This window comes from Pseudomonas siliginis (assembly GCF_024072275.1).
GTDB lineage: Bacteria > Pseudomonadota > Gammaproteobacteria > Pseudomonadales > Pseudomonadaceae > Aquipseudomonas > Aquipseudomonas siliginis.
The window spans coordinates 2,534,800-2,557,379 of sequence record NZ_CP099598.1; the positions used below are offsets into that span (position 1 = coordinate 2,534,800).

Here is a 22,580-nt window from a genome sequence, read left to right on the forward strand (position 1 = left end):
CGCGGTCTCACTCAAGCAGTTCGATCAACTCCCCACCGTCCTCTTTCAATCGCTGCAAAAACACCTGTGCCTCCAGCAACTGATACGGAAAATACAGCCCCGGCCTGACCGGCACTTGCCCATCCAGCCCAACCAGTCGCTCCAGCAACATGGCCACACTGAGCCCGGTCAACGCTGCTGCGCCTGATCGGTGAACCACGGCGTGGCGGGTGCGCAATGGCTGGCCATCGTGATCCGTGCCTTCAAGTTCGATGTGTATTTCCGTCGACATCGGCTGGCCCTGACGCCGGGTCGAGCTGACGCCGCTGGCGAGGTTGAACTCGACGTTCGGGGCGTCGGTGGCGGCGGCCAGGCCGGTGACGTCGATGGAGGAAAAACCGGCGCCCTGCATGATTGTGCCGTCGACGGCGCGGAAGCTGACCTTGGCGCCGTCGCCTTCGCGCCAGATGAATTTGCCGTCGCGGCGGGTCAGCGCGGCGGGCAGCATTTTGTTCAGGTGCTCGAAATCGACGGCTACCGTCGGGCCGCCGCCGTCCTGTTCGTCGACCAGCGCATGGATCCGGATGTCGTGCACGCGGGCGAATGCCTTGGCGATGTGCAGCGTTGCCACGGTGGTGGCGCCGACCATCCATTCGTAGCCGAGGACAATGGGAGACGCGTCGGGCGAGTGGATGAAACTGGCGATCTGCGGGGCGATTTCGAACACGCCGGAAGAGATGCTCAGGTGCGGCACCTTGCGCTTTTGCGCAAAGCGCAGCCCGGCGAGGGCGTGGTCCATGTAGAACAGGGCGATGGCGCTGATCGGGCGATCACCCAGTCCCAGATTTTCTGCGCGAGCATCGATGACCACACCCTGCGCATTGCCGATTTGCTCGGCGGTTTGCTCAGCCTTGGCGAGGTCGCGTCCGCCGATCAGCAAGGGGACGTCGGGATGCGCCGCGCGCAATGCGCGGGCCGTCTGATGGCCGATGGCGCCGGACCCGCCCATGAACAGAATGGGATGAAGTGGCATGAATCCTCCTCATTTTTCCTGGATTGAAACGTGCTTGGGCTAGACACCCTAGCACGCACTTTCCAGTTCGCCGGTGCGCTTGGTCTGCGCACCGACGAACGACCACTTGAGGAATCAGCCCAGATGATGGCGCTCTGCAAGGCGATAAACATCGGTGTCGAGGCCTTCGAAACGGGCTTTCAACTGCAACGCCAGATACAGCGAATAGTGCCGTGACTGATGCAGGTTGCCGCCGTGGAACCAGAGGTTTTGCTGCTGGGTCGGCTTCCACATGTTGCGCAGTTCACCTTCATACGGGCCGGGGTCGTTGGTGGTGCCGGAACCCAGGCCCCAGCAGCGCCCCACCTTGTCGGCGACTTGCTGGGAAATCAGCTTCGCGGCCCAGCCGTTCATCGAGCCATAACCTGTCGCATAAACGATGAGATCGGCCGGCAAGCGGCTGCCATCGGTGAGCACCACCGCATCCGCTTCGATGCGTTCGACACCGAGGCCCGGCGTGCTCTTGAGCTTGATCGTGCCGTTGGCGATCAGTTCCGAGGCGCCGACGTCGATGTAGTAACCCGAGCCACGGCGTACGTATTTCATGAACAAACCGGATTCGTCATCGCCGAAATCGAGCATGAAACCCGCCCGGCTCAGGCGTTCATAGAAGTCCTTGTCGCGCTCCTTGATCGCGTCGAAGATCGGCCGATGAAACTGTGGCATGACCTTGTACGGAATCGAGGCGAACAGCAGGTCGGCCTTGTCCGTGGTCAGCCCCGACTCGAGCGCCTCTTCGGAATAAAGCCCGCCGAAAACCAGTTCCATCAGGCTGTCCGAACGCACGATGTGCGTGCTCGAACGTTGCACCATGGTCACCTCGGTGCCGTTTTCCACCAGATCGGCGCAGATGTCGTGGGCTGAATTGTTCGCGCCGATGACCACTGCGCGCTTGCCTTTCCACGCATCGCCGCCGGGGTGACGGCTGGAGTGATGTTGCTGGCCCTGGAAGTTTTCAGCGCCTGGATACACCGGCACATTCGGTACGCCAGACATGCCGGTGGCGAGGATCAGTTGCGTCGGTTGCAGGGTGACGGGCTCGCCGTTGCGCAGGACCTCCACGGTCCAGCGGCCAGTCTCTTCGTCAAACGTAGCGCCGAGGCATTCAGTGCGCGGCCAGTAGTTGAGTTCCATGACCTTGGTGTACATCTCCAGCCAGTCGCCGATCTGGTCTTTCGGGGTGAACACCGGCCAGTGGTCGGGGAAGGGCAGGTAGGGCATGTGGTCGTACCAGACCGGGTCGTGCAGGCACAGCGACTTGTAGCGGCCGCGCCATTGATCGCCGGGGCGTTCGGCTTTGTCGATGATCAGCGTCGGTACGCCCATGCGTTTGAGCCTTGCGCCGAGGCCGAGCCCGCCCTGACCGCCGCCGACGATCAGGCAGTACGGTTGCGTGGTGATGCCCAGCGCCGCTTCTTCATCGCGGCGGCGCTCCAGCCAGTTGCGCTTGTCAGCGTGGGCATGGCCGTGGCTCGCGCCCATCGGCCGGCGGCGGCCGCTGGGTTCTTCGAAGCCTTTGAGTTCGCGCATGGTGGTCAGCAGCGTCCAGCACAGACCGTCCTTCAGGCGCACGTAGCCTTTGCCGCGCGCCGAGTCGGTTTCCAGGCTCATCCAGCCTTCAAGCACGCCATCGCTAAGCGTGGCTTCACCTTCGAGTTGCCAGCGTTCGGGCCGGGTCTGCTCAAGGCGTGTTTCGAGCATGTCGCGAATCGCCGGTTTGCCTTCCAGGGTGACGAGGTTCCAGCTGAACAGCAGCAAGTCACGCCAGTGGCATTCTTCGGCAAACAGCTCCAGCGTGCCGTCCACATCTCGTTGCGCCAGACGTCCGCCGAGGCGTTCGACCCAAGCGGCGAGTTGCGCTGTTGGCGATTGCAAAGAGGTTTCAATAGCGATGTTCATGGGGCCACTCCCGATCTTGTTGTTTTGGTAAGCCATGGCATCAGAGCAAGGCTTGGGCCATCTCCTTGAAAGACGCGGGCCAGAGCGTTTGATGCAAAGGCCGACAAGGCTTGGCGCAGGCGACATGTCACAAATTCGAGAATCGCGGATGACACTGTGTCACTCGGCGCGAAATTCCCCCGCAACGAGCTTTTCATCTAAGCTGCGGACACACCCGTGTCTTCACCGAAGCGGAGAACAACAACAATGAAACCGGCCTCGATCAACGCCCACGCGCGCCAGGTACTGCAAGCCGTGCAGGGCTCTGTTGCCAGCCACAGCGCGGCGGCGGACCTGGCGATCACCCGTTCGTGGCGGCGTTGCCTGGATCAATACCAGCTCGATCCGGCCAGCCGCCGCGCGCCGGATGTGCTCGAACAGGCGCGTTTGCGCGAACACCGTGCGCCGCTGGAACACATCATTTCCGTTGCGCACTGGCAGATGAACAGCCTGCACCAGCAACTGGGACGTGACGGCCATGTCGTGCTGCTCACCGATGCGCGCGGCGTGGCGATCGACAGCGTGTTCAACGAAGCCGAACGCGGCGAGTTCCAGCGCTCCGGGCTGTGGCTCGGCTCGGTCTGGAGCGAGGAGCACGAGGGCACCAACGGCGTCGGCACCTGCCTGGTCGAGCGCCAGCACGTGACCATTCGCCGCGACGAGCATTTCCGTGGCCAGCACGTCGGCCTGACCTGTTCGGCCAGCCCGATATTCGACGCCAGCGGTGAGTTGCTCGCCGTGCTCAACCTGTCCTCCGTGCGCGAGGAAAGCAGCCTTGAGCAACGCTTCAAGGCCATGGCCCTGACCAATCTGTCGGCCAGGTTGATCGAGAGCTGTTTTTTCCTTGGCCACGATCCGCAGCGCTATTTGCTGCGGTTTCATCCCGACGCCGGGTTTGTCGGGCTGCTGGGTGAAGGCCTGCTCAGCTTCGACGAGAGTGCGCGGATCTGTTCGGTGAATGCGGCGGCGCTGAATCTGTTGGGCCTGAGCCGCGAGCAGATGGTCGGGCAGTCGTTGACCATGTTGCTGGAAACGCCGATGGAGCAGTTGCTCGATCAGGCCAGTGCTCAGGCGCACGTCTGCTGGCCGATGCGCCTGGCCGACGGGCGCTTGTTCTACGGCCAGTTGCGCGAACCGATCCGCTCCGCGCCGTTGACCCTTGCGCCTGTCCCGCCAATCAAGGATGAGCGCGTGTGCCTGGAAGACCCGCGCCTGCAACGCGGATTCGCTCGCGCGTTGCGTGTACTGGAGCGTGACGTGCCGGTGTTTCTGCAGGGTGAAACCGGCACCGGCAAGGAGGCCTTTGCGGCAGCGCTGCATCGCGCCAGCTCCCGCGCCGGCCAGCCGTTTGTCGCGATCAACTGCGCGGCGATCCCCGAGACGCTGATTGAAAGCGAGCTGTTCGGCTATCGCGGCGGCAGCTTCACTGGCGCGCGCAAGGACGGCATGGTCGGCAAGCTTGAGCAGGCCCATGGCGGCATTCTGTTTCTCGACGAAATCGGCGACATGCCCCTCGCGCTACAGACCCGTCTGCTGCGCGTACTCGAAGAGCGCCAGGTTGTGCCGCTGGGCAGCGCAACGCCGCGACCGCTTGATGTACGCCTGATCAGCGCCAGTCACCAGAATCTGCCAGCCTGCGTGGCCGACGGACGCCTGCGCGAGGACCTGTTCTATCGCATTGGCGGTTTCGCCGTGGAACTGCCGCCGCTGCGCGAGCGTTCCGACAAGGGCCGTCTGCTCGACCTGCTGCTGCGCGAAGAAGCGGCGGGCGCCACTGTGCGGCTGCAAGCGGGAGTTCGAGAGCGCTTGCTGGCGCAGCCCTGGCCGGGCAATGTCCGGCAACTGCGCACCTGTTTGCGGACGTTGGTGGCGTTGGCAGTGGAAGGCCGGGTCACGCTGGAGGACGTGCACGAGTTACTGCCCGCAAGTGACGAACAACCTGTTGACGATCCACTGGGCGTATCCGAACGGCAAACTCTGCTCAGCATGATCGAAGCTGAACACTGGCATGTCGCGCGAGTTGCCCGTCGTCTGGGGATTAGCCGCAATACCCTGTACCGCAAGCTTCGTCAGCATGGGATCACTCGACCTGGTTGAAGACAATCGCGATCATTTGCGTTCATTCGCTGTTAATTGCGCGTATTGCCTGGAAATTGCTTGGATCCAATAATTAACTCACTATATCGCACGCCGACAAGCGGTAGGCTGAGCCTATTGCTAAAAGTGATGGCGCAATGACATATTGCAGCACCTTTCCTCACCTCAAGATGTACCGAAAATGCGCCCCCTCAAGTCACTTGTTGCAGCGTCGTTGCTGCTCAGCGGGTGCAATGGAATGCCAGTCGCTTTTGTTCAGGATCCTGTTTTAGACCAAGCCTTTGTCGTCCACTCCGGCGCGCCTTTGCCTTACCTGCTGATGGGTTCGGCTGTGCAATGGAACGAAGACTTCGCCGTGACGGTGAAGCACATTCCTTACTTGTCGGGCACGGTTTTCCAAGGGCAGGCAGACGTACAGTTCTTCCGCCACAAGGCCAATAGCGTGCCGGCGTGGCGCGGCTACAAGCCGGGCGAAGAGCTGACTTCGGTTGGCTTCAATTCGCTGTACATGTCGGTCAAGGGCACCGGCCAGGCGTTGCCGGCGATGGTTCGCCTCGACGTCAAAGAGGGCAATGTGCTTTACGGCACCCACAATGGCGCGCTGGCCAAAGGCATGTCCGGCGGGCCGGTGTTTTCTGCCGATGGCAAAGTGGTTGGCATCAACGTGGCGTTTCTCACCCGCGATGATGTCAGCCGCCTCAAGCGCAAGGACTTGCTCGATCAACCGCGCGTAAGCATCTTTTTGCCGTACGCGGAGATCAATCGCGAGTGGTCGCGCTATCAGGCCAGCATCACCCCCACAGCGCCACCAGCGACCAAACTGGCCAGCCGCTGATCAGCGTTCGCGCAACGCTTCGCGGGCGCGGTTGAGTGGTTTGATCAGGTAGTCGAGCACGGTTTTTTCGCCGGTACGGATGTCCACCGTGGCGATCATCCCGGGCACGATGGCGAAGCGTTTGCCGGCCTTGTTGCGCAGTTCATCCGACGCAGTGCGGATGAACACGCGATAGTAGAAGATTTCCGGCTTGGCTTCGTCCTGGATGGTGTCCGGCGAGATCGTCACCACCTCGCCGTCGAGGCTGCCGTAGATCGAATAGTCATAGGCGGTGATTTTCACTTTCGCCGCCTGGCCCGGGTGAATGAAGGCGATGTCGCGCGGCGAGATGCGCGTCTCGATCAGCAGTTGTTCATCGAGCGGCACGATCTGCATGACCTGGCCGTTGGGCGCAATGACGCCGCCAATCGTGCTGACCTCGATGTCCTTGACGATGCCGCGCACCGGCGAGCGCAGGGTCAGGCGCGACAGTGAATCGGTGCGCCCACGGATCACCGCTTCGAGCATCTGCGCTTCGGCGTTGGCCTTGGCCAGGTCTTCGCGGGCGCGGACCATGTAATCGGAGCGGGCTTCGGTGGCCTTCAATTCCAGCTCCGAACGCTGACGGGTCAGGCGCAGCACTTCAACCCGACTCGAGGCACCGATCTTCGCCAGATTCTCGGTGATCGCCAGTTCGCTACGTACCAGTTTCAGCGAGCTCTGAATGCCGTCGAGGGTTTCCGCCAGACCTTTGCGCCGGGTCTGGTAGAGCTCGGTTTCGGCGCGGATCAGATCGGGAAATTCCTGCAGCGATGCGTCAAAGGTCAGCGGCTTTTCGCTGACCTCGGCCTGCAAGCGGTTGACGCTGGCCAGCGCCGCGCGGTACTTGGCCGCGCTTTCGCCGACGTTGGACTGGTTCTTCACTGGGTCCAGTTGGGCGAGGATCTGGCCGCGCTCGACCAAAGCACCTTCGCTGACATTGAGCTGCTCGAGAATGCCGCCCTCCATCGACTGAATCACCTGCTCGCGCGAGCTGGGCACCACTTTGCCGGTGCCGGTCGAGACTTCGACGATCTCGAACCACGCGGCCCAGGCAATGAAGCAGGCGAGCATCAGCGCGCAACCCCAGATCACCTTTGCGCCACCGGCAAGTGCGCGCTCATCGCGGCCATCGAGGTAGGACATCGGATCCGGCACGTCGGTCATCATCGGCTTCATACCGCCACTCCTTTACCCGGTGCGCGCAGCCGCGCCAATGCCGCGTCGCGATGGTCGTCAATGACGATGCGGCCGTTGTCGAGAACGATGATCCGCTCGACCAGTTGCAACACACTGACCCGATGCGTGGCAACCACCAGCGTTCGGCCCTGGGTCCAGGTCGCGAGTTTTTCCAGCAGCAAACGCTCGGTGACGTCATCGAGCGCGGCGGTCGGTTCGTCGAGCAGCAGCACTTGTGGCTGGCGGATCAATAAGCGCGACAGCAACAGGCTTTGGCGCTGACCTCCAGACAAACCTAACCCGCCCTCGAGTACCAGATGATCCATGCCTTTGGGCAGCTGCCGAACGAAGTCCAGCGCACCGGTGACAGTCAGCGCGGCGATGATTTCCTGATCGCTGGCCTGACCGGCGCCGAGGGTGATGTTGTCGCGCAAGGTGCCGTGAAACAGTCGCGCCTGTTGCGAGAGCAGGCCGACATCGCGGCGCAGGTCGGCCGGATCCAGATGTGCCAGGGCGATGCCGTCCAGAGTGGTTTCACCGCTGCTCAGATCCATCGCGCCGCCCAGTGCTTGCAGCAACGTCGACTTGCCAGCACCGTTGCGGCCGAGCAGGGCGATGCGCTCGCCGGGGCGAATGCTCAGGTCGATGTTGTTGAGCGCCGGGGACGATTCTTCGCTGTAGCGAAAACTGGCCTGACGCAGGCGGTAGTCGCCGCGAATCGCCGGCAAGTGCACGCGCTGGCTGCCTTCGGGATGATCCACCGGCATCTGCATGATCCGGTTCAAGCCTTCGAGCGCGACCTTGGCCTGCTGCCATCGCGTGAGTACGTGAGTCAGTTGCGCCATCGGCCCCATCATCCGCGACGACAGAATCGACGCGGCGACCAGACTGCCGGTGGTCAGGTCGCCGGCAATCACCATCGGCGCGCCGAACACAATGACCACCGCGAACACTCCGCCCTGCACATTTTGCGTCCAGGCCACCAGGCTGTTGGTCAAGGTGCGCAGGCGCAAGCTGCTGTCCGCCGAGGCGGCGTTGTACTGGTTCCACTGTTGCTGGAAACGCTGCTCGGCCTGCAGCGCCTTGATGTCGTCGAGGCCCTGAATACTTTCCACCAGCATGGCGTTGCGCAGCGCCGCTTCACGCATCGACGCATTGGCGAGTCGCGCCAGACGCGGTTGCGCGATGATCCCGGGGAGCAACATGAACACCAACGCCACCAGTGGAATCAACACCAGCGGCCCACCGATCAAATAGAACACCAGCAGGAACAGCAGAAAAAACGGCATGTCCGCCAGCGCCGTGGCGGTGCTGGAGGTGATCAGGTCGCGGATCTGCTCCAGCTCGCGCAACTGCGATATGAACGAACCGGTGGATTTCGGCCGCGCCGAATTACGCAGACGCAAAGCGTGGCCAAAGACCAGATCGGAGACGCGCAAGTCGGCGCGTTTGCCCAGCACATCGGTGATGCGCAGACGCAGGATGCGCATGACGAAATCGAACAGCAGCGCCAGCATCACCCCGCCGAACAACACGTACAGGGTCGGCAGCGACTCGGCCGGAATCACCCGGTCGTACACCTGCATGGAAAACAGCACCCCGGCCATGCCCAGCAGGTTGGCGACCAGTGAGGCGATCATCACTTGGCTGTAAGGCCGCAGATCGGTGAGGACGATGCGCCGGAACCAGTGCTCGTCGTAGGGCTTGATGTAATCGTTGGTGCGCACGTCGGCCACCGGTTGCGTCGGACGCAGAATCACCGTGCGCAGGGCTTGCTCGGCGAGCGCGGTGGCGTCCATGCGGCTCTGCAAACCCTGGTCGCCACTGAAGCAGATGCCCAGCTCGCCGGTCTCGCCGATGCTTTCGAGCACGCCGACCTGACCATCGCGCAGTTGCACCACCAGCGGCGTGCGCCAGCGGCTCAGGCTCTTGTTGTCGAAAACCGCGAACTTCACGCTTAAACCGGCCTGCCGCGCCATGTGCCGAACCACTTCTTCGACGCGGCCTTCGCTGTGCACCGAAGCCAGGCGCACGCTTTCCGGCGAGACGTCGAGGCGATAGTGGCGGGCGACCTTGAGCACCGCTTCCAGCCATGGCGAATAATCTTCGCGAGCTTCGGCAGCGGCGGGTTCGGGGACAGTGATGCTGACATCGGTCATGGCAGGATCTCGACATTCTGGATGGCGCTGTGGTCGATGCCGAAGACCCGGCGAATCGCACCGCTGTTGTAGAAGCAGTCGATCTGCAGACGTTGCAGATCAGCCTGGGTGTTGACCAGATCGAAGCGCGACTGATGGATTTCCTGCTCGGCGTTGAGCAGGTCGAGCAGCGGTCGCGTGCCCAGTTCCAGGTACTGGCGGCCATACAACATGCGTGCCTCGGTGATGCTGGTCTGGCGAAATTCCAGCGAGCGCAGCCGCCGGTTCAGACCCGAGGTTTGCGCCTGGGCTTCGGCCAGACCCTGGCGCGCTTGCAGACGGGCGAAGTCTTCGGCCGAGTCCGCTGCGGTCAGTGCATGCCCGGCGGCGCGGCTGCGCGCACTGATCGCACCGCCCTGGTAGATCGGCACTTCGAGGTTGAGGAAGATCCCGACCTGAGTGCGATCGGCGCGCGAGTTCTGATCGTCGTAATGATCGTCCAGGTATTGGTTGACCGACGGTTGCAGCGACAGGGTCGGGTAGGCCTCGGCTTTGGCCTGGGCCAGCTCGGCCTGGGCCTGGGTGCGTTGCGCGGCGGCTTGGAGAACGGCGGGCAGGGTGTCGGAAATCTGCGACGCGTCGCAGGCCTGGGTCAGCGTCGGCGCGGCGGCATCGCTGACTGCTGGCGGCGTGCGTCGTCCGAGCAGACTGATCAGGGTCGCTTGCCACCGTGCGTATTGCGCCTTGAATTCCTGCAACGTCGCCGTCGCGCCTTCTGCGCGGGACTGCGCCTGGACCATATCGGAACGGGTGCTGGCGCCCATGTCGCTGCGCTGTCTGGCCAGGTCAACGATGCCGCCGATGCCCTGAATCTGTTCACGGGCAACCTCGAGCAGACGCTGATAACGCTGCACTTCGATGTAGGCTCTGGCGGTGTCGCGGGCGATGTCGTCGATCGCCAGCAGAATCCCGGCCTGACTGCGCGCCACCCGGGCGCGGGCGGCGTCGACCGAACTGGAAACCTTGCCGAAGTCATACAGCATCTGCTTGAGGGAAATGTTCACCGACTGGCTGCCGGCATCGCTGCCGTAACCGCTGGTGTAGCCACCCTTGATGCCGCCGGTGACCTGCGGGTAATAGCCGGACTCGGCGACGTTGACCCCTTCGCCTTGCTGGAACAGGGTGCCGATGGCTTCGCCGATGCGTGGGTGCCAGTCCACGGCGAGCCTGACCGCTTGTTCCAGCCCCAACGTATCTGCGTTGGCGGCCGTTTTTGAAGCAGGGGCAGGGCGCTGACGATTGTCATTGCCTGCAGGTTGTTGCAGTTGCGACGGGCTGATGCTGCGCAAGCTGCTGTCGAGATTGTCGTCGGCGCGAACGCCGACGGTGAAAGCGGGGTAGAGGCCGATGGTCAACAGGACCACCGGCCATTTCTGGCGAAAAACTGACTCCACAGACTTCCCTTACTGTTGAGAGACCAACGTTCGATGTCTTGTTTCAAACCACTTGAATGCCGTTCTGTACCCACAAGTGGTGGCTCGGATCCTCCTGCGCCGTGTATTGAACATAGTCGATGCCGTCGGCCTGTTGCGTGCCATCGGCGACCCAGCCATCGGTCATGTGCACGCTGTCCCTGTCGTCACCCTTGATCAGCAGGGTGTTGTTGTCCGAAGAGGTAATCGCCAGCAGATCGCCGAGATTCAATGTCAGCGCAACCGCACTGGAATGGTTGAGGTCGAGGATTTCGACGTTGTGGATCTTGCTCTGCAGATCGCCGAGGTTGATCGACACATCGCCACCGGCCCAGAGCAGGGTGTCGGTGCCGCTGCCGCCGTCCACCGAGGTGAACTGCTGATCGGCGATGATCAGCGTGTCGTCGCCACCGCCACCTTGCAGCGTGACGGCGCCACCGTGCGAGCCGTCGAGGGTGTCGTTGCCTTCGGTGCCCTGGATCAGTTCGCTGCCAGCGACATGGGCCAGACCGAGGTCATCGCTGGCCAGTGCCGAGAACGCGGTGCTGGCGAATGCGCCGGCATTGTTCAGGTCGATGGTCAGCGTCGCGGTATCCACGGTGCCGTTGGGGTGGGTGAGTTGGTAGGTGAAGGTGTCTTCCTGGCCGATCACCGCATCGGTCAGCCCGGCCTTGAGCGTGTAGGTGTAGTTGCCGTTGGCCTGGACCACCAGGGTGCCGTAGTTGCCGACCAGCGAGACGCCGTTGTAACCCGGCGCAACGTAACTGCCAGCGACCAGCACGCTGAGCAAGGTGTAGACCGAGCCCAACACATCGGCGCCGCCGCCAGCGGTGTCGGTGAGCAGATTGCCCGATACCGGCGTGTAGCTGCCGACCACGAACTGATTGTTGTAGGTCGCGACGTTGATCAGGCTGGTGTTGACGCTGGTCAGCAGGCCGAGGCCGCCCACTGCCACCCGCACCTGATAACTGCCGGCGGTCTGGTCGTCGAACTTGATCCCGTAGTTGCCGCCGCCGAGATTGACCAGCGCGTTGCCGCCGTAACTCTTGACCAGCACGTACTGGTTGGTGGCGGTGTTGAGCTTGTACAGGCCCACCGTCATCGAACCGAGCAGCGCCAACAGGTTGCTCGAATTGACCACCACGGTCAGGTCACTGACGGTATCGGCCGCGACCACGGTGTTGTAGTTACCGCTGCCGCCGCCCAGCAGCACATTGAACGTGCCAAGGGCAGAGTTGGTGGTGACTTCGCGGTTGATCAGGGTGACGTCAGTCGAGGCGACGTCTGGCGTGGCATCCACCACCAGCGCCGGGCTGCCAAGGTTGGCGTCATTCCACACTTCGCTGGCTTGCGGGCTGTCGATGCGCACGTACAGATTGGCGGTGTCGCTCAAGCCGTTCGGGTGCACCAGTTGATAGTTGAACACGTCGACTTTGCCGACGCTGCCAACACTGCCGTTCGGTTTGTAGCTGTAGTTGCCATTGGCGTCGATGGTCAGCGTGCCGTACAACCCTTGCACCGTGGTGCCGGCCCCAGCGTTGACCCAGGCGCCGTTCTTGAAGATCTGCAATTGCGCGCCGTTGTCCGGGCCGGTCTGATCGGCCGTGCCATCGACGCCGACGTTGGTGATGACGTTGCCGGTCACCGCTGGCCCGGCAATGCCGTTGAACTGGGTCAGGCTGCTCACATCCAGTTGCAGCTGGGTATTGACCGTGGTCAGCACGCCGATGCCGGTGCTCGAAACCGTCAGTCGATAATCGCCTGACAGCAGGTTACCGATGTCGACCCGCACGCCCTGGCCGGCGAGCGCGATCAGGTCGAGCAGACCGCCGCTGCCGTTGACATCCAGAGTGACCCAGTTGCCGCTGGCATCTTTCACTTGCAGGGTGTAGACCACGCCATCGATCAGCGAAATCAGACTGCTGGTGGTCAGCGTCAGGGTCGGATCAAGACGCGTGCCGCCGGCCACGGTGAAGGTGAAGGTTTTCGAGAACCCGGCCAGCAGTGTGGTGAACGAGTCGTTAAAGGTCTGCGACGCGGTGACCGGAGCCAGGGTGACGGTGCCAACGGCGAGGTTATCGCTGGCGATCACTGGCGCGTTGACGTCGACGTCCGGCGCAATGACGTTGGCGGCCACCGAAACGTTGCCGCGAGCGTCGCTGAGATTGACGGTGAGGTTTTCGCCGTTGATCTGCGCACTGCTCAGGGTGACGTTAAACACGCCGAGGTTGTCGACCGTGCCAGTGCCCAGAACGCTGCCGCTGGCCGACTTGATGGTCACGGTTGCACCGGCTTCACCGGTACCGGTGACGGTCAGGCCATCGGCACCGACCAGCAGCGCCGTTGCCGCAGCGGGCGGTGTCAGGTCTGGCGCCGTCGCGGTCGCCGCTGCCGATACGTTGCCACTCGGATCGGCCTGGGTAACGCTGAGCACTTGGCTGTTGATCTGCGCCGAGGCCAGTGTCACCGAGAAACTGCCGTTAGCGGCAACGGTCGCGGTGCCGAGCACCACACCGCCGACGCCGCGTACGCTGATGGTCGAACCGGGCACACCGACGCCAGTGAGCACGGTGCCGCTGCCATTGACGCTGACGCCGGTCGGCGCGCCGGGCGCGGTAATGTCCGGCGCTGTCAGGCTGGCGTTGGGCGACAGATTGCCGGCCGGGTCGACCAGACGCACGGTCAACAGCTGCCCGTCGAGTTGTGCGGTGTTCAGGTTGAAGCTGAACGTGCCGCCACTGCCCACGGTGGTAGTGCCAATCAGCGCGCCGCCCGGGCCGTAGACGTTGACCGTCGCACCGGCTTCGCCCGTACCGCTCAAAGTCAGACCGTTGGCAGCGAGCGTCAGACCGCTGGCTGCAATCGGCGCCTGCACGTCAGGGGCCGTCAGATTGAAGACCTGCGACAGATTGCCCGTCGGGTCGGCCTGTTGGACGTTGAGCTGTTGGCCATTCAATTGCGCGCTGGACAGTTGCACGGTGAAGGTGCCGCCAGCATTGACCACAGCGGTGCCGAGGACGGTACCGGCTGCGTTGGTCACGCTGACGGTCGCGCCGGCCTCACCCGTGCCGCTGACCGCCAGGCCGGTGCCGTTCAAGCTGACATTGCTCAGCGGCGCTGGCGCGGTGGTATCGGCGACGCTGAGGTTGGTAACCGGCGAAACGTTGCCCGCCGCATCACTCTGCGTGACGCTGAGTTGCTGGCCGTTGAGTTGCGCGGAGGACAAGGTCACCGAGAACGAGCCATTGCCCGCCACCGTCGCAGTGCCCAGCACCGCGCCACCCGCACCGCGAACAGTGACGGTGGCGCCGGCTTCACCGAGCCCGCCGAGCACCAGACCGGCACCGCTGAGGACCAGCGCCGTCGGAGCGGCCGGGGGAGTGATGTCGGGCGCGGTTACGTTAAGGCCGGATGAGGTGTTGTTGGACGCATCGGTCTGAGTCGCATTGAGCACCTGGCCATTGACCTGCGGCGTATTGAGCTGTGCGCTGAAAGTGCCATTGGCGCCAACCGTCGCATTGCCCAGCACGACGCCGCCAGCGCCGGTGATGGTCACCGACGCGCCGACTTCGCCGCGACCGGTAACCAAAGTGCCGTTGGCGTTGACCGCCAGATCGCTGAGTGGCGCCGGCGCCGAGGTGTCACCTGCGGTGATTTCAGTCGGCAGCGAGGCGCCACCCAACGCAGTGTTGGCGGTGACTTCGAGGCTTTCGCCGTTGGTTTGCGCGGGCGTCAGCACGACGCTGAACGTGCCATCCGCGCCGGTGACGCCGGTGCCGATCAGACTGTTGTCCGGCGCGTAGACATTGATGATCGTGCCAATGGCCGCAGTGCCGGTCAGCGTCAGACCATCGGCCGTGAGCGCCAGATTGGCTGGAGCATCCGGGGCCGGAACGGCCGGAACGATCAGGCTGGCATCTGCCGAAATGTTAGTCGCCACGTCGATCTGATTCACCGTCAGCACCTGGCCGGCAGTGATGCCCGGCGCCAGATCGATCAGGAACGTACCGTTGGCGGCCACTGTGCCGGTGCCGACGATATTGCCCAGCGCATCGGTCACTTCGACACTCGCGCCCGCTTCGCCACGACCGGCGAGTTGGCTCAGATCGCCGCTGATGGTCAGACCGGTGACGGCATCTGGAGCGGTAGTATCAGCCGCCGGGTAGAGCAGCACTGGCGATGCGTTTTGCGCCTCATCCGTCGCGATCACTGACAACAACTGACCATTGGCCTGGGCCGGATTCAGCGTAACGGTATAGGTGCCGTCGCCCAATGCCACCGCTGTGCCGAGCACGGTGCCGGTGGCGGACAGCACAGTCACGGTGCTGCCGGCTTCGGCGGTTCCGGCGAGCAAGGTGCCGGCGCCGGTCAGCGATGTCACCGTTGGTGCGATAGGTGCAGTGCTGTCCGGCGCGTCGACCAGAACGGGCTGGGACTCGTTGTTTTGTGCGTCGGCCTGTATGACCGAAAGCGCGCGACCATCGAGTTGCGCAGCCGACAACGTGACGCTGAAACTGCCGTCTGTGGCCACCGTCGCCGTGCCGAGCACCACCGCGCCGTCAAGCACGGTGACGGTTGCGCCGGGCTCGCCAGTACCGGTGACGGTCAAGCCGTCCTGGCTGACGTTGAGATCGGCCACTTCCAGTGGATCAGTACTGTCGCCCGCTTGCAGAGGTGCTGTGGGTGAAATGTTTGAAGCCGGATCAGTCTGATTGACGCTCAACAGCTCGCCGTTCACTTGCGGCGGATTGAGAGTCACGCTGAACGAGCCATTGGCGGCCACGGTTGCCGAGCCCAGTACCGTGCCAGTCGCGCTCAGCACGCGCACCGTGGCGCCGGCTTCACCGGTACCGGTCAGCGTCACGCCATCGGGCGTGAGGGCAAGACTGGCAGGCGCGACAGGCACGGTGGTGTCCGGTGCAGTGACCGGCACGATAGGCGAGGGATTGCCCGCCGCATCGCGCTGGATCACCGACAAGGCTTCACCGTTGAGCAGCGGTTGATCCAGAGTCACGCTGAAGCTGCCATCGGCCGCGACGGTGCCGGTGCCGACGATGGTGCCCACCGCGTTAGTGACGATCACTTGCGAGCCAGCCGCGCCGGAACCAGTAATCAGGCTGCCGCTGGCGTCGATATCGACATCGGTCAGCGCGGCAGGAGGCGTGCTGTCAGGCGCGGTCAGGGTGCCGGCAGGCGAGGCATTGCCGGCCGCATCCGCCAACACCACGAACAGCGCTTGGCCATCGGTCTGCGCCGGGGTCACGGTGATCTGGAAACGCCCATCGCTGCCCACCGTACCGGTGCCCAGTTCGGTGCCATCGGCCGATGTCACGCGGACAATAGCGCCGACCTCGCCGGTACCAGTGAGCGTGTCGCCATCGGCATTCAGTTGCAGATCGGCCGGTGTCGCTGGCGGGGTCAGATCCGGTGCGGTAACGGACACCGGGGCGCTGACGTTGCCGGGTGGATCGGCCTGCTGCACGCTGAGGATCTGTTCGTTGATCTGCGGCGGATTCAAGGTGACGCTGAAGGTGCCGTCGCCGAGCACCACGCTGGTGCCGAGCAAGGTGCCGTTGGCATCGCGCACGGTGACGGTCGCGCCGGGTTCGCCAGTACCGATGACCAACGCGCCGGACGAGTTGATATCGACGTTGTCCAGTGGATCCGGCGGGGTGAAGTCCGGTGTCGTCAGGTTCACTGCCGGCGAGTCGTTGCCCGCCGCGTCGGCCTGCACCACGGTGATCACTTCGGCATTGGTCAACGCCGGGTTCAGTGGCAGGGTGAAGGTACCGGTCGCGCTGACCACGGCGGTGCCAAGCACGTTGCCGTCGCTGTCGATGACGCGCACCTGCGCGCCCGGTTCGCCGCGCCCGGTCAGGCTTGCGCCGTCGCCGCCGATGCTCAGTTGCGAAACGGCCGCTGGCGGTGTGCTGTCGACCGAAGTGAACGGCGTGGCTGTCGAGGTGTTGCCCGCCGCATCCGTCAGCGACACGGTCAGCGCCTGGCCGTTGGCTTGCGGCGTGGTCAGGGTGATTGCAAATGTGCCGTCGATGCTCACGGTACCGGTCCCGACCAGCGCTCCGGCGGCGTTGTACACGTTGACCGTGGTGCCGGCCTCACCCGTGCCCGACAGCAAGGTGCCGTCAGCGCTTGCCACCAGCGCCGCCGGTGGATTGGGCGCGAGCAGGTCCGGCGCGATCAGGTTGACGCTGTTGGATTCGTTGCCGACGGTGTCGGCCTGGCTCAGGCTCAGGGTCTGGCCCGAGGTCTGGGCCGGGCTGAGGGAGACGCTGAACGTGCCGTTGGCCGCCACCACGGCGCTGCCGAGAACCACTCCGCCCGTGCCGAGCACGGTCACCGTGGCGCCGGCTTCACCGCGCCCGGTCAGGGCCGTGCCGTTCGGCGCCAGGCTCAGTTCGCTGAGCGGCGTTGGCGCGGCGACATCGGCTGCGGTGTAATCGGTCGGGGAGGAATTGATGCCGGTGCTCGACGTCGCCACGGCAGACAGTTGTTCGCCGTTGAGTTGTGCGGCATTTAGCGTGACGCTGAAAGTGCCATTGGCCGCCACCAGCGCACTGCCGAGCAACACACCCGACGCATTGCGAATGCTCACGGTGCTGCCGGCGGTGGCCGAGCCGGTCAGGGTCAGCCCGTCAGCGCTGAGGGCCAGATTGGTCGGTGCGCTTTCCGCCAGATTGCCCGGTGCAGTCACCGGCGCTGCCGGTCCGGTGTTGCCGGCAGCATCGATCTGCACCACGGAAAGATTCGATCCAGCCACCGCAGCCGGGGACAACGTGACGCTGAAATTGCCATTGCTGGCAACGGTCGCAGTACCCAGCAAAACACCTCCGGCATCGCGAACTTCCACGCTGGCGCCGACCTCGCCGATGCCGGTCAGGGTGGCACCATTGGCGCTGACCGCCAGATCGCTCGCCAACAACGGCGCCGTGCTATCGACCGCATTGAGGATTGCCGGGGCTGACGGATTGCCTGCCGCATCGGTGGCCGTCACGTTCAGCGACTGGCCGTTGGTCTGCGGGCTGTTGAGGGTAATCTGGAACGTGCCGTTCGCGGCCGCCGTGGAGGTGCCGAGGAGGTTGCCCTGGCTGTCACGCACGGTCACCGTGCTGCCGGCCTCGGCGTTACCCGACAGTTGCACGCCGGCAGCGTTGAGGGTCAATGCGCTCGGAATCGCCGGCGCAGTCAAATCCACGGCGGTGACTTCAACCGCAGTCGACACATTGCCCGGCGGATCCTCCTGAGTGACGGTCAGCACCTCAGCATTCAGTTGTGCTGCGTTGAGGGTGACAGTGAACGCGCCGCCGCTGCCGACCTGTGCGGTGCCGAGCAAGGTGCCGTCGGCGCTGCGCACAGACACGGTGGCGCCGGGCTCGCCGTGGCCGGTGACGGTGACACCGTCAGCATTCACCGCAACCTGGGTCAGTGCCGCCGGCGGGCTGATGTCGGGGGCGTTGACACTGGTCGATGGCGAGACGTTGCCGGCAGGGTCGGTCTGGCTGATCGCGAGCGCTTCACCATTGGTCGGCGCTGGCGCCAGGGTCACGCTGAACGAGCCGTCCGCGCCAACTACGGCGCTGCCTAGCACGGTGCCGTTGGCGGTGGTGACATTGACGGTTGCGCCAGCCTCACCCGTGCCGCTGAGGGTGCTGCCATCGGCGCTGATCAGTGGATTCTGCACGGCGGCCGGCGGGGTGCCGTCGACGGTGACCACGCCAGTGGAAATCGAGGCGTTGCCGTTGGCGTCGGTCAGGGTGACCTGCAGGGTTTCGCCGGTGTTCTGCGCGTTGGGCAAGGTGACCTGGAAGTTGCCGCTCTGATCGACTACGCCGGTGGCCAGAACATTGCCGGCGGCATCGCGCACGGTCACGGTGCTGCCGGCTTCGCCCTGGCCTTTGACCACGGTGCCGACGTCATTGATCGTAACGCCAGTCGCTGCGGCTGGCGGTTGCAGATCGGTGGCGATGATGCCGGCGGGTTGCGACAGGTTGCCGGCGGCATCGCTCTGGATCGCGGTAAGTGCCTGGCCATTAAGTTGTGCCGGCGTCAGCGTCAGGCTGAACGTGCCATTGCTGGCGACCAGTGCAGTACCGAGCACGGTACCTGTGGCGTCGGTGACAGTGACCGTCGCCCCGGCCTCTCCGCGTCCTGTGAGTGTCGTGCCGTTGGCATTCAGCGCCAGATTGGTCACCGCGTCCGGCGCCGTGCCATCGATCGCCGTCACCGTGCCCGGAATCGACACGTCACCGTCGGGACTGGTGGCCGTCACCTGGAGGACTTGCGCATTGATCTGTTTGCTACTGAGCAACAGGGTGAAGCGGCCGAAGCTGTTGATCAGCCCGGAGCCGAGCACCGTGCCGCTGCTGCTGGTCACCGTCACGGTGCAACCGGGCGTACCGGCGCCGGTCAGGGTGAAACCATCGGCACTCAAAGCCAGATCGGTCGGGGTCGCGACCTGGGTACCGTCCAGTCCTGCCAGCGGCACAACGGGCGAATCATTGCCGCCGCCGTCAGTGCTGATGACTTCCAGATTGCCGCCAGGCTCGGCCGGTGGGTTGAGGGTCACGACAAAGCGGCCATCCGCATCGGCCGTCGCGGTGCCCAGCACAGCGCCACCGCCGGCAATGCTGACGGTGACCGTGGTGCCCGGTTCGGCAAGGCCAGAGACCTGCGTGCCGGCGGGATTGAGCGCGAGATCGCTGACTGGCGCCGGCGGGGTGCTGTCCGGCGCGGTGACGCTGCCGGGAAGCGAACTGTTGGCGCCGTCCGACACCACGACTTGCAAGGCTTCGCCATTGTTCTGCGCAGTATCGAGGTTGACCGTGAAGGCGCCCGTGCCGTCAGCGGTCGCGGTGCCGATGACGTTACCGTCGGCATCCAGCACCTGCACCGTGTTATTGGGCTGCGTGGTGCCGGTGACCGTGGCACCCGCCGGATCGATGAGCAGACCGCTCGGTGCAGGTGGGGCGGTGATGTCCGGTGCGGTGACCGGCGTGGCCGGCGAGGGCAGGGCGCTCGCATCGGTCTGGATCACACTCAACACCTGACCGTCGAGCTGAGCCGGGCTCAGGTTGACGCTGAAACTGCCGTCGCTGGCGACCACCGTAGTGCCAAGCACCGTGCCGTCGGGCGCGCTGACGGTTACGGTGCTGCCCGCTTGCCCGGTGCCGGTCAAGGTCACGCCGTTACTGGCGAGCACGACATTGTCCGGCGCCAGCGGCGCGGTGGTGTCCGTCGCCGTCAATGGTGTGCTGGGGGAAACGTTCACGCCATCCGATTGGCTGACTTGCAGTTGCTGGCCTTCGATCTGCGGGCTGTTCAGTGGCACTGTAAAGGCGCCGCTGCCGTCGACGATCGCGGTGCCCAACACATTGCCGGCCGAATCCTTGACCGACACGGTGGCACCGGGTTCGCCGGTGCCGCTCAGTTCAGTGCCACCTGCATTCAGCGTCAGATCCGAAGGGGCAGTGGGAGCCTGGATATCCGGCGCTTCAACTGGAACTGCCGGGGAGCCAGTGGGCGAGCCATCGCTCTGCACCACGCTGAGGTTCTGGCCATTGGTTTGTGGTGAAGACAGGGTGACTTCGAACCGACCGTTGCTGCCGACCAAAGCTGTTCCCAGCACGGTCCCGTTGGTGTCAGTGACAGTAACGGTGGCGCCGATCTGACCCGCGCCGGAGACTACGGCGCCATTGGCGGAAATGCTCACATCGGTCACGGCTACCGGTGTGGTCAGATCGGGTGCGGTGACGTTGACCGGCGCCGAGGGATTGCCTTCCGCGTCGGTCTGGATCACTTGCAGTTGTTGCGCATCGTTCTGTGGTGTGGAAAGTGGAACGGTAAAATTGCCATCGGCATCCACCGTGCCCGTGCCGATGATGTTGCCGGCCGGATCGCGGACAGTGACCGACGCACCCAACTCACCCTTACCGGTGAGCGTCTGCCCCTGAGCGTCGAGCGCAAGATCGGAGACGGCCGTCGGCCCTTGGGTGTCAGGCGTCACGAAGTTCAGTGGTGCGGAAGTGTTGCCAGCGGCGTCGCTGGCACTGATCTGCAGTGTTTCGCCATTGTTCTGCGGACTGCTCAGTTGCAGGCTGAACGTGCCGTCCGCCGCCACCACGGCCGAACCGAGCACATTGCCGTTGGCGTCGCGCACCGTTACGGTCGAACCGACCTGGCCGCGTCCACTCAACTGCGTGCCATCGATGCTCACTGCGATGTCACTTGGTTGGGTCAGCCCGTCGAGGTCAACCGCGATGATAGTCACTGCTGGCGAAGGGTTGCCGGCGGCGTCGGTGACCAGCACGCTCAGCGCTTCACCATCGATTTGCGCGGCGTTAAGTTGCACGGTGAACGAGCCATCGGCTGCCACCTGCGCTGTGCCGAGCAGCGTACCTTGCGCATTGGTGACGCTGACCGTGCTGCCGGGTTCGCCACGGCCGGTCACCGATAGGCCATCGCTGCTCACCGCCAGATCCGTCGCAGTGCCGGGGCCGGTGATGTCCGGCGCATTGAAGGTCACGGCCGGCGATTGCGCACCGGCGCCGTTGACTGCCACGACACTGAAGGTTTCACCGTTGGCCTGCGCACGAACCAGCGTCAGCAGGAAAGTGCCATCAGCGGCCACCGCCGCACGCCCGAGCAGTTCGCCGTTGGCGGCACGGACTTCAATCGTGGTGCCGGCCCGGGCGGTGCCGGTCAGTTGGCTGCCGTCGCTGCTCAAATCGAGATTGCCTGGCGTCGTCGGTTCGACGATCTCCGGCGCGCTGACCGTTGCGCCGGTCGAGGTGTTGCCTGCGGCATCGGTGGCATTCACTGTCAGCGGCTGACCGCCGGTTTGCGCGGGGCTGAGGGCGACGCTGAAAGTGCCATCCGCCGCCACCACAGCGCTACCGAGTAGCGTGCCATCGGCGGCGCGCACCTGGATGGTCGAGCCGGCTTCACCGGTCCCGCCGAGTTGCGTGCCATCGGCGCTCACAGCGAGGTTACCAGGCGCAGTGGGCGCGGAGGTATCCGGCGCAGTGACCGTACCCGGCGTCGAAACGTTGCCCGCAGGGTCGGTGAGCGTGACGTCGAGCGGCTGGCCATTGTTCTGCGGCGTACCCAGGTCGACCTGGAAACTGCCATCGGCGCCAACGGTTCCGGAACCCAAAAGGTTGCCGGCTGCATCGCGTACCTGAACGACACTGCCAGCTTCGCCAAAACCACTCAGCACCCGGCCATCGGCCGACAAGGTTAATCCGGTCGCGGGCGCAGGAGGCGTCGCGTCTCCACCGCCACCGCCACCACCTCCGCCGCCGCCGCCACTTCCGCCCGCAGCGGCCGCCGCACCACCCGCGCCCAACAGGCCGAGCCCGGCAATCGCCCAGGCCGGCGTCGCGCCATCCACCACACCGACGCCAGCGATCAGCTCGTCCAGCGAATTGATTTCGTCAAAGGTAAAGCCGTTGAACGGTTCGGCGCTGTAGCGCGCCTGCCACAGCGTCGCGTCGTCACCCTGAAAGACAATGTCATTGGGCACGCCGTCAGGGCTGGTGACAAAGAAATTGGAGATTTTGATTTGCTCGCCAGACTTCAGATTGACAATCAAATCCTGACCGCTGCGACTGGTCGACGCCAATTGATCGGGCCGAACCGGCATTTGTACAACTGAAGGCTGATTGAGCTGAACATTGCCCCAGTTCTGGGCAGTGAGCTGAGAATTGGCTTTGTCGGCAATGACGATGTTGTCCATTACTACTCCCTGTAAATGGGTGGGGCGGACGTCCACGGATGGTTTTAAAACCATAGATAGGGAGTGTCAGATGGGGCTGCCTGATTTTTGACGAGCGTAT

Annotated in this window: 8 protein-coding genes; 2 read left to right on the forward strand and 6 right to left on the reverse strand. The window is 64.2% G+C overall.

Annotated elements, in window-relative coordinates; translation table 11 throughout:
• Window positions 1-7: 7 nt before the first annotated feature.
• Both NF676_RS11895 and NF676_RS11900 read right to left on the reverse strand, forming a co-directional pair.
• Entirely contained in the window at window positions 8-1,012 is a 1,005-nt protein-coding gene (locus NF676_RS11895) for an NAD(P)-dependent oxidoreductase (RefSeq protein ID WP_252887767.1), read from the reverse strand.
• A 114-nt stretch (window positions 1,013-1,126) separates the two neighbouring features.
• Window positions 1,127-2,950: an NAD(P)/FAD-dependent oxidoreductase gene (locus NF676_RS11900; RefSeq protein WP_252887768.1), complete on the reverse strand. Its 1,824-nt coding sequence runs from the start codon at window positions 2,948-2,950 to the stop codon at window positions 1,127-1,129.
• A 246-nt stretch (window positions 2,951-3,196) separates the two neighbouring features.
• On the opposite strand from NF676_RS11900, the gene NF676_RS11905 reads away from it, so the two are divergent.
• Together NF676_RS11905 and NF676_RS11910 are read left to right on the forward strand one after the other, a co-directional pair.
• Complete coding sequence (locus NF676_RS11905; RefSeq protein ID WP_252887769.1) at window positions 3,197-5,086, forward strand: sigma-54-dependent Fis family transcriptional regulator; 1,890 nt, start codon at window positions 3,197-3,199, stop codon at window positions 5,084-5,086.
• Window positions 5,087-5,324: 238 nt separating this feature from the next.
• Window positions 5,325-5,921 carry a trypsin-like peptidase domain-containing protein gene (locus tag NF676_RS11910; protein WP_143170125.1) on the forward strand — a complete coding sequence of 199 codons (597 nt, stop codon included), beginning with the start codon at window positions 5,325-5,327 and terminating at the stop codon, window positions 5,919-5,921.
• On the opposite strand, the gene NF676_RS11915 is transcribed toward NF676_RS11910, so the two are convergent.
• The 4 genes from NF676_RS11915 to NF676_RS11930 are packed head-to-tail and all read right to left on the reverse strand — an operon-like array spanning window position 5,922 to window position 22,480.
• Window positions 5,922-7,109 (reverse strand): HlyD family type I secretion periplasmic adaptor subunit, encoded by a 1,188-nt coding sequence (locus NF676_RS11915; RefSeq protein WP_370593533.1) that lies wholly within the window; start codon window positions 7,107-7,109, stop codon window positions 5,922-5,924. It abuts the gene before it with no gap.
• 5 nt (window positions 7,110-7,114) lie between these two features.
• Window positions 7,115-9,277 carry a type I secretion system permease/ATPase gene (locus NF676_RS11920; protein WP_252887770.1) on the reverse strand — a complete coding sequence of 721 codons (2,163 nt, stop codon included), beginning with the start codon at window positions 9,275-9,277 and terminating at the stop codon, window positions 7,115-7,117.
• Window positions 9,274-10,710, reverse strand: a complete 1,437-nt coding sequence (locus NF676_RS11925) for a TolC family outer membrane protein (RefSeq protein WP_252887771.1) — start codon at window positions 10,708-10,710, stop codon at window positions 9,274-9,276. Before NF676_RS11925 ends, NF676_RS11920 begins: the two co-directional genes overlap by 4 nt.
• A gap of 43 nt (window positions 10,711-10,753) precedes the next feature.
• Complete coding sequence (locus NF676_RS11930; protein WP_252887772.1) at window positions 10,754-22,480, reverse strand: BapA/Bap/LapF family large adhesin; 11,727 nt, start codon at window positions 22,478-22,480, stop codon at window positions 10,754-10,756.
• Between the last annotated feature and the right edge of the window lie 100 nt (window positions 22,481-22,580).

What these genes read in the sequence shown, in the direction of transcription:
- NF676_RS11910 (WP_143170125.1), top strand. Translation starts at nt 5,325, where the DNA reads ATGCCAGTCGCTTTTGTTCAGGATCCTGTTTTAGACCAAGCCTTTGTC.
- NF676_RS11930 (WP_252887772.1), bottom strand. Translation starts at nt 22,480, where the DNA reads ATGGACAACATCGTCATTGCCGACAAAGCCAATTCTCAGCTCACTGCC.
- NF676_RS11900 (WP_252887768.1), bottom strand. Translation starts at nt 2,950, where the DNA reads ATGAACATCGCTATTGAAACCTCTTTGCAATCGCCAACAGCGCAACTC.
- NF676_RS11920 (WP_252887770.1), bottom strand. Translation starts at nt 9,277, where the DNA reads ATGACCGATGTCAGCATCACTGTCCCCGAACCCGCCGCTGCCGAAGCT.
- NF676_RS11905 (WP_252887769.1), top strand. Translation starts at nt 3,197, where the DNA reads ATGAAACCGGCCTCGATCAACGCCCACGCGCGCCAGGTACTGCAAGCC.
- NF676_RS11895 (WP_252887767.1), bottom strand. Translation starts at nt 1,012, where the DNA reads ATGCCACTTCATCCCATTCTGTTCATGGGCGGGTCCGGCGCCATCGGC.
- NF676_RS11915 (WP_370593533.1), bottom strand. Translation starts at nt 7,109, where the DNA reads ATGATGACCGACGTGCCGGATCCGATGTCCTACCTCGATGGCCGCGAT.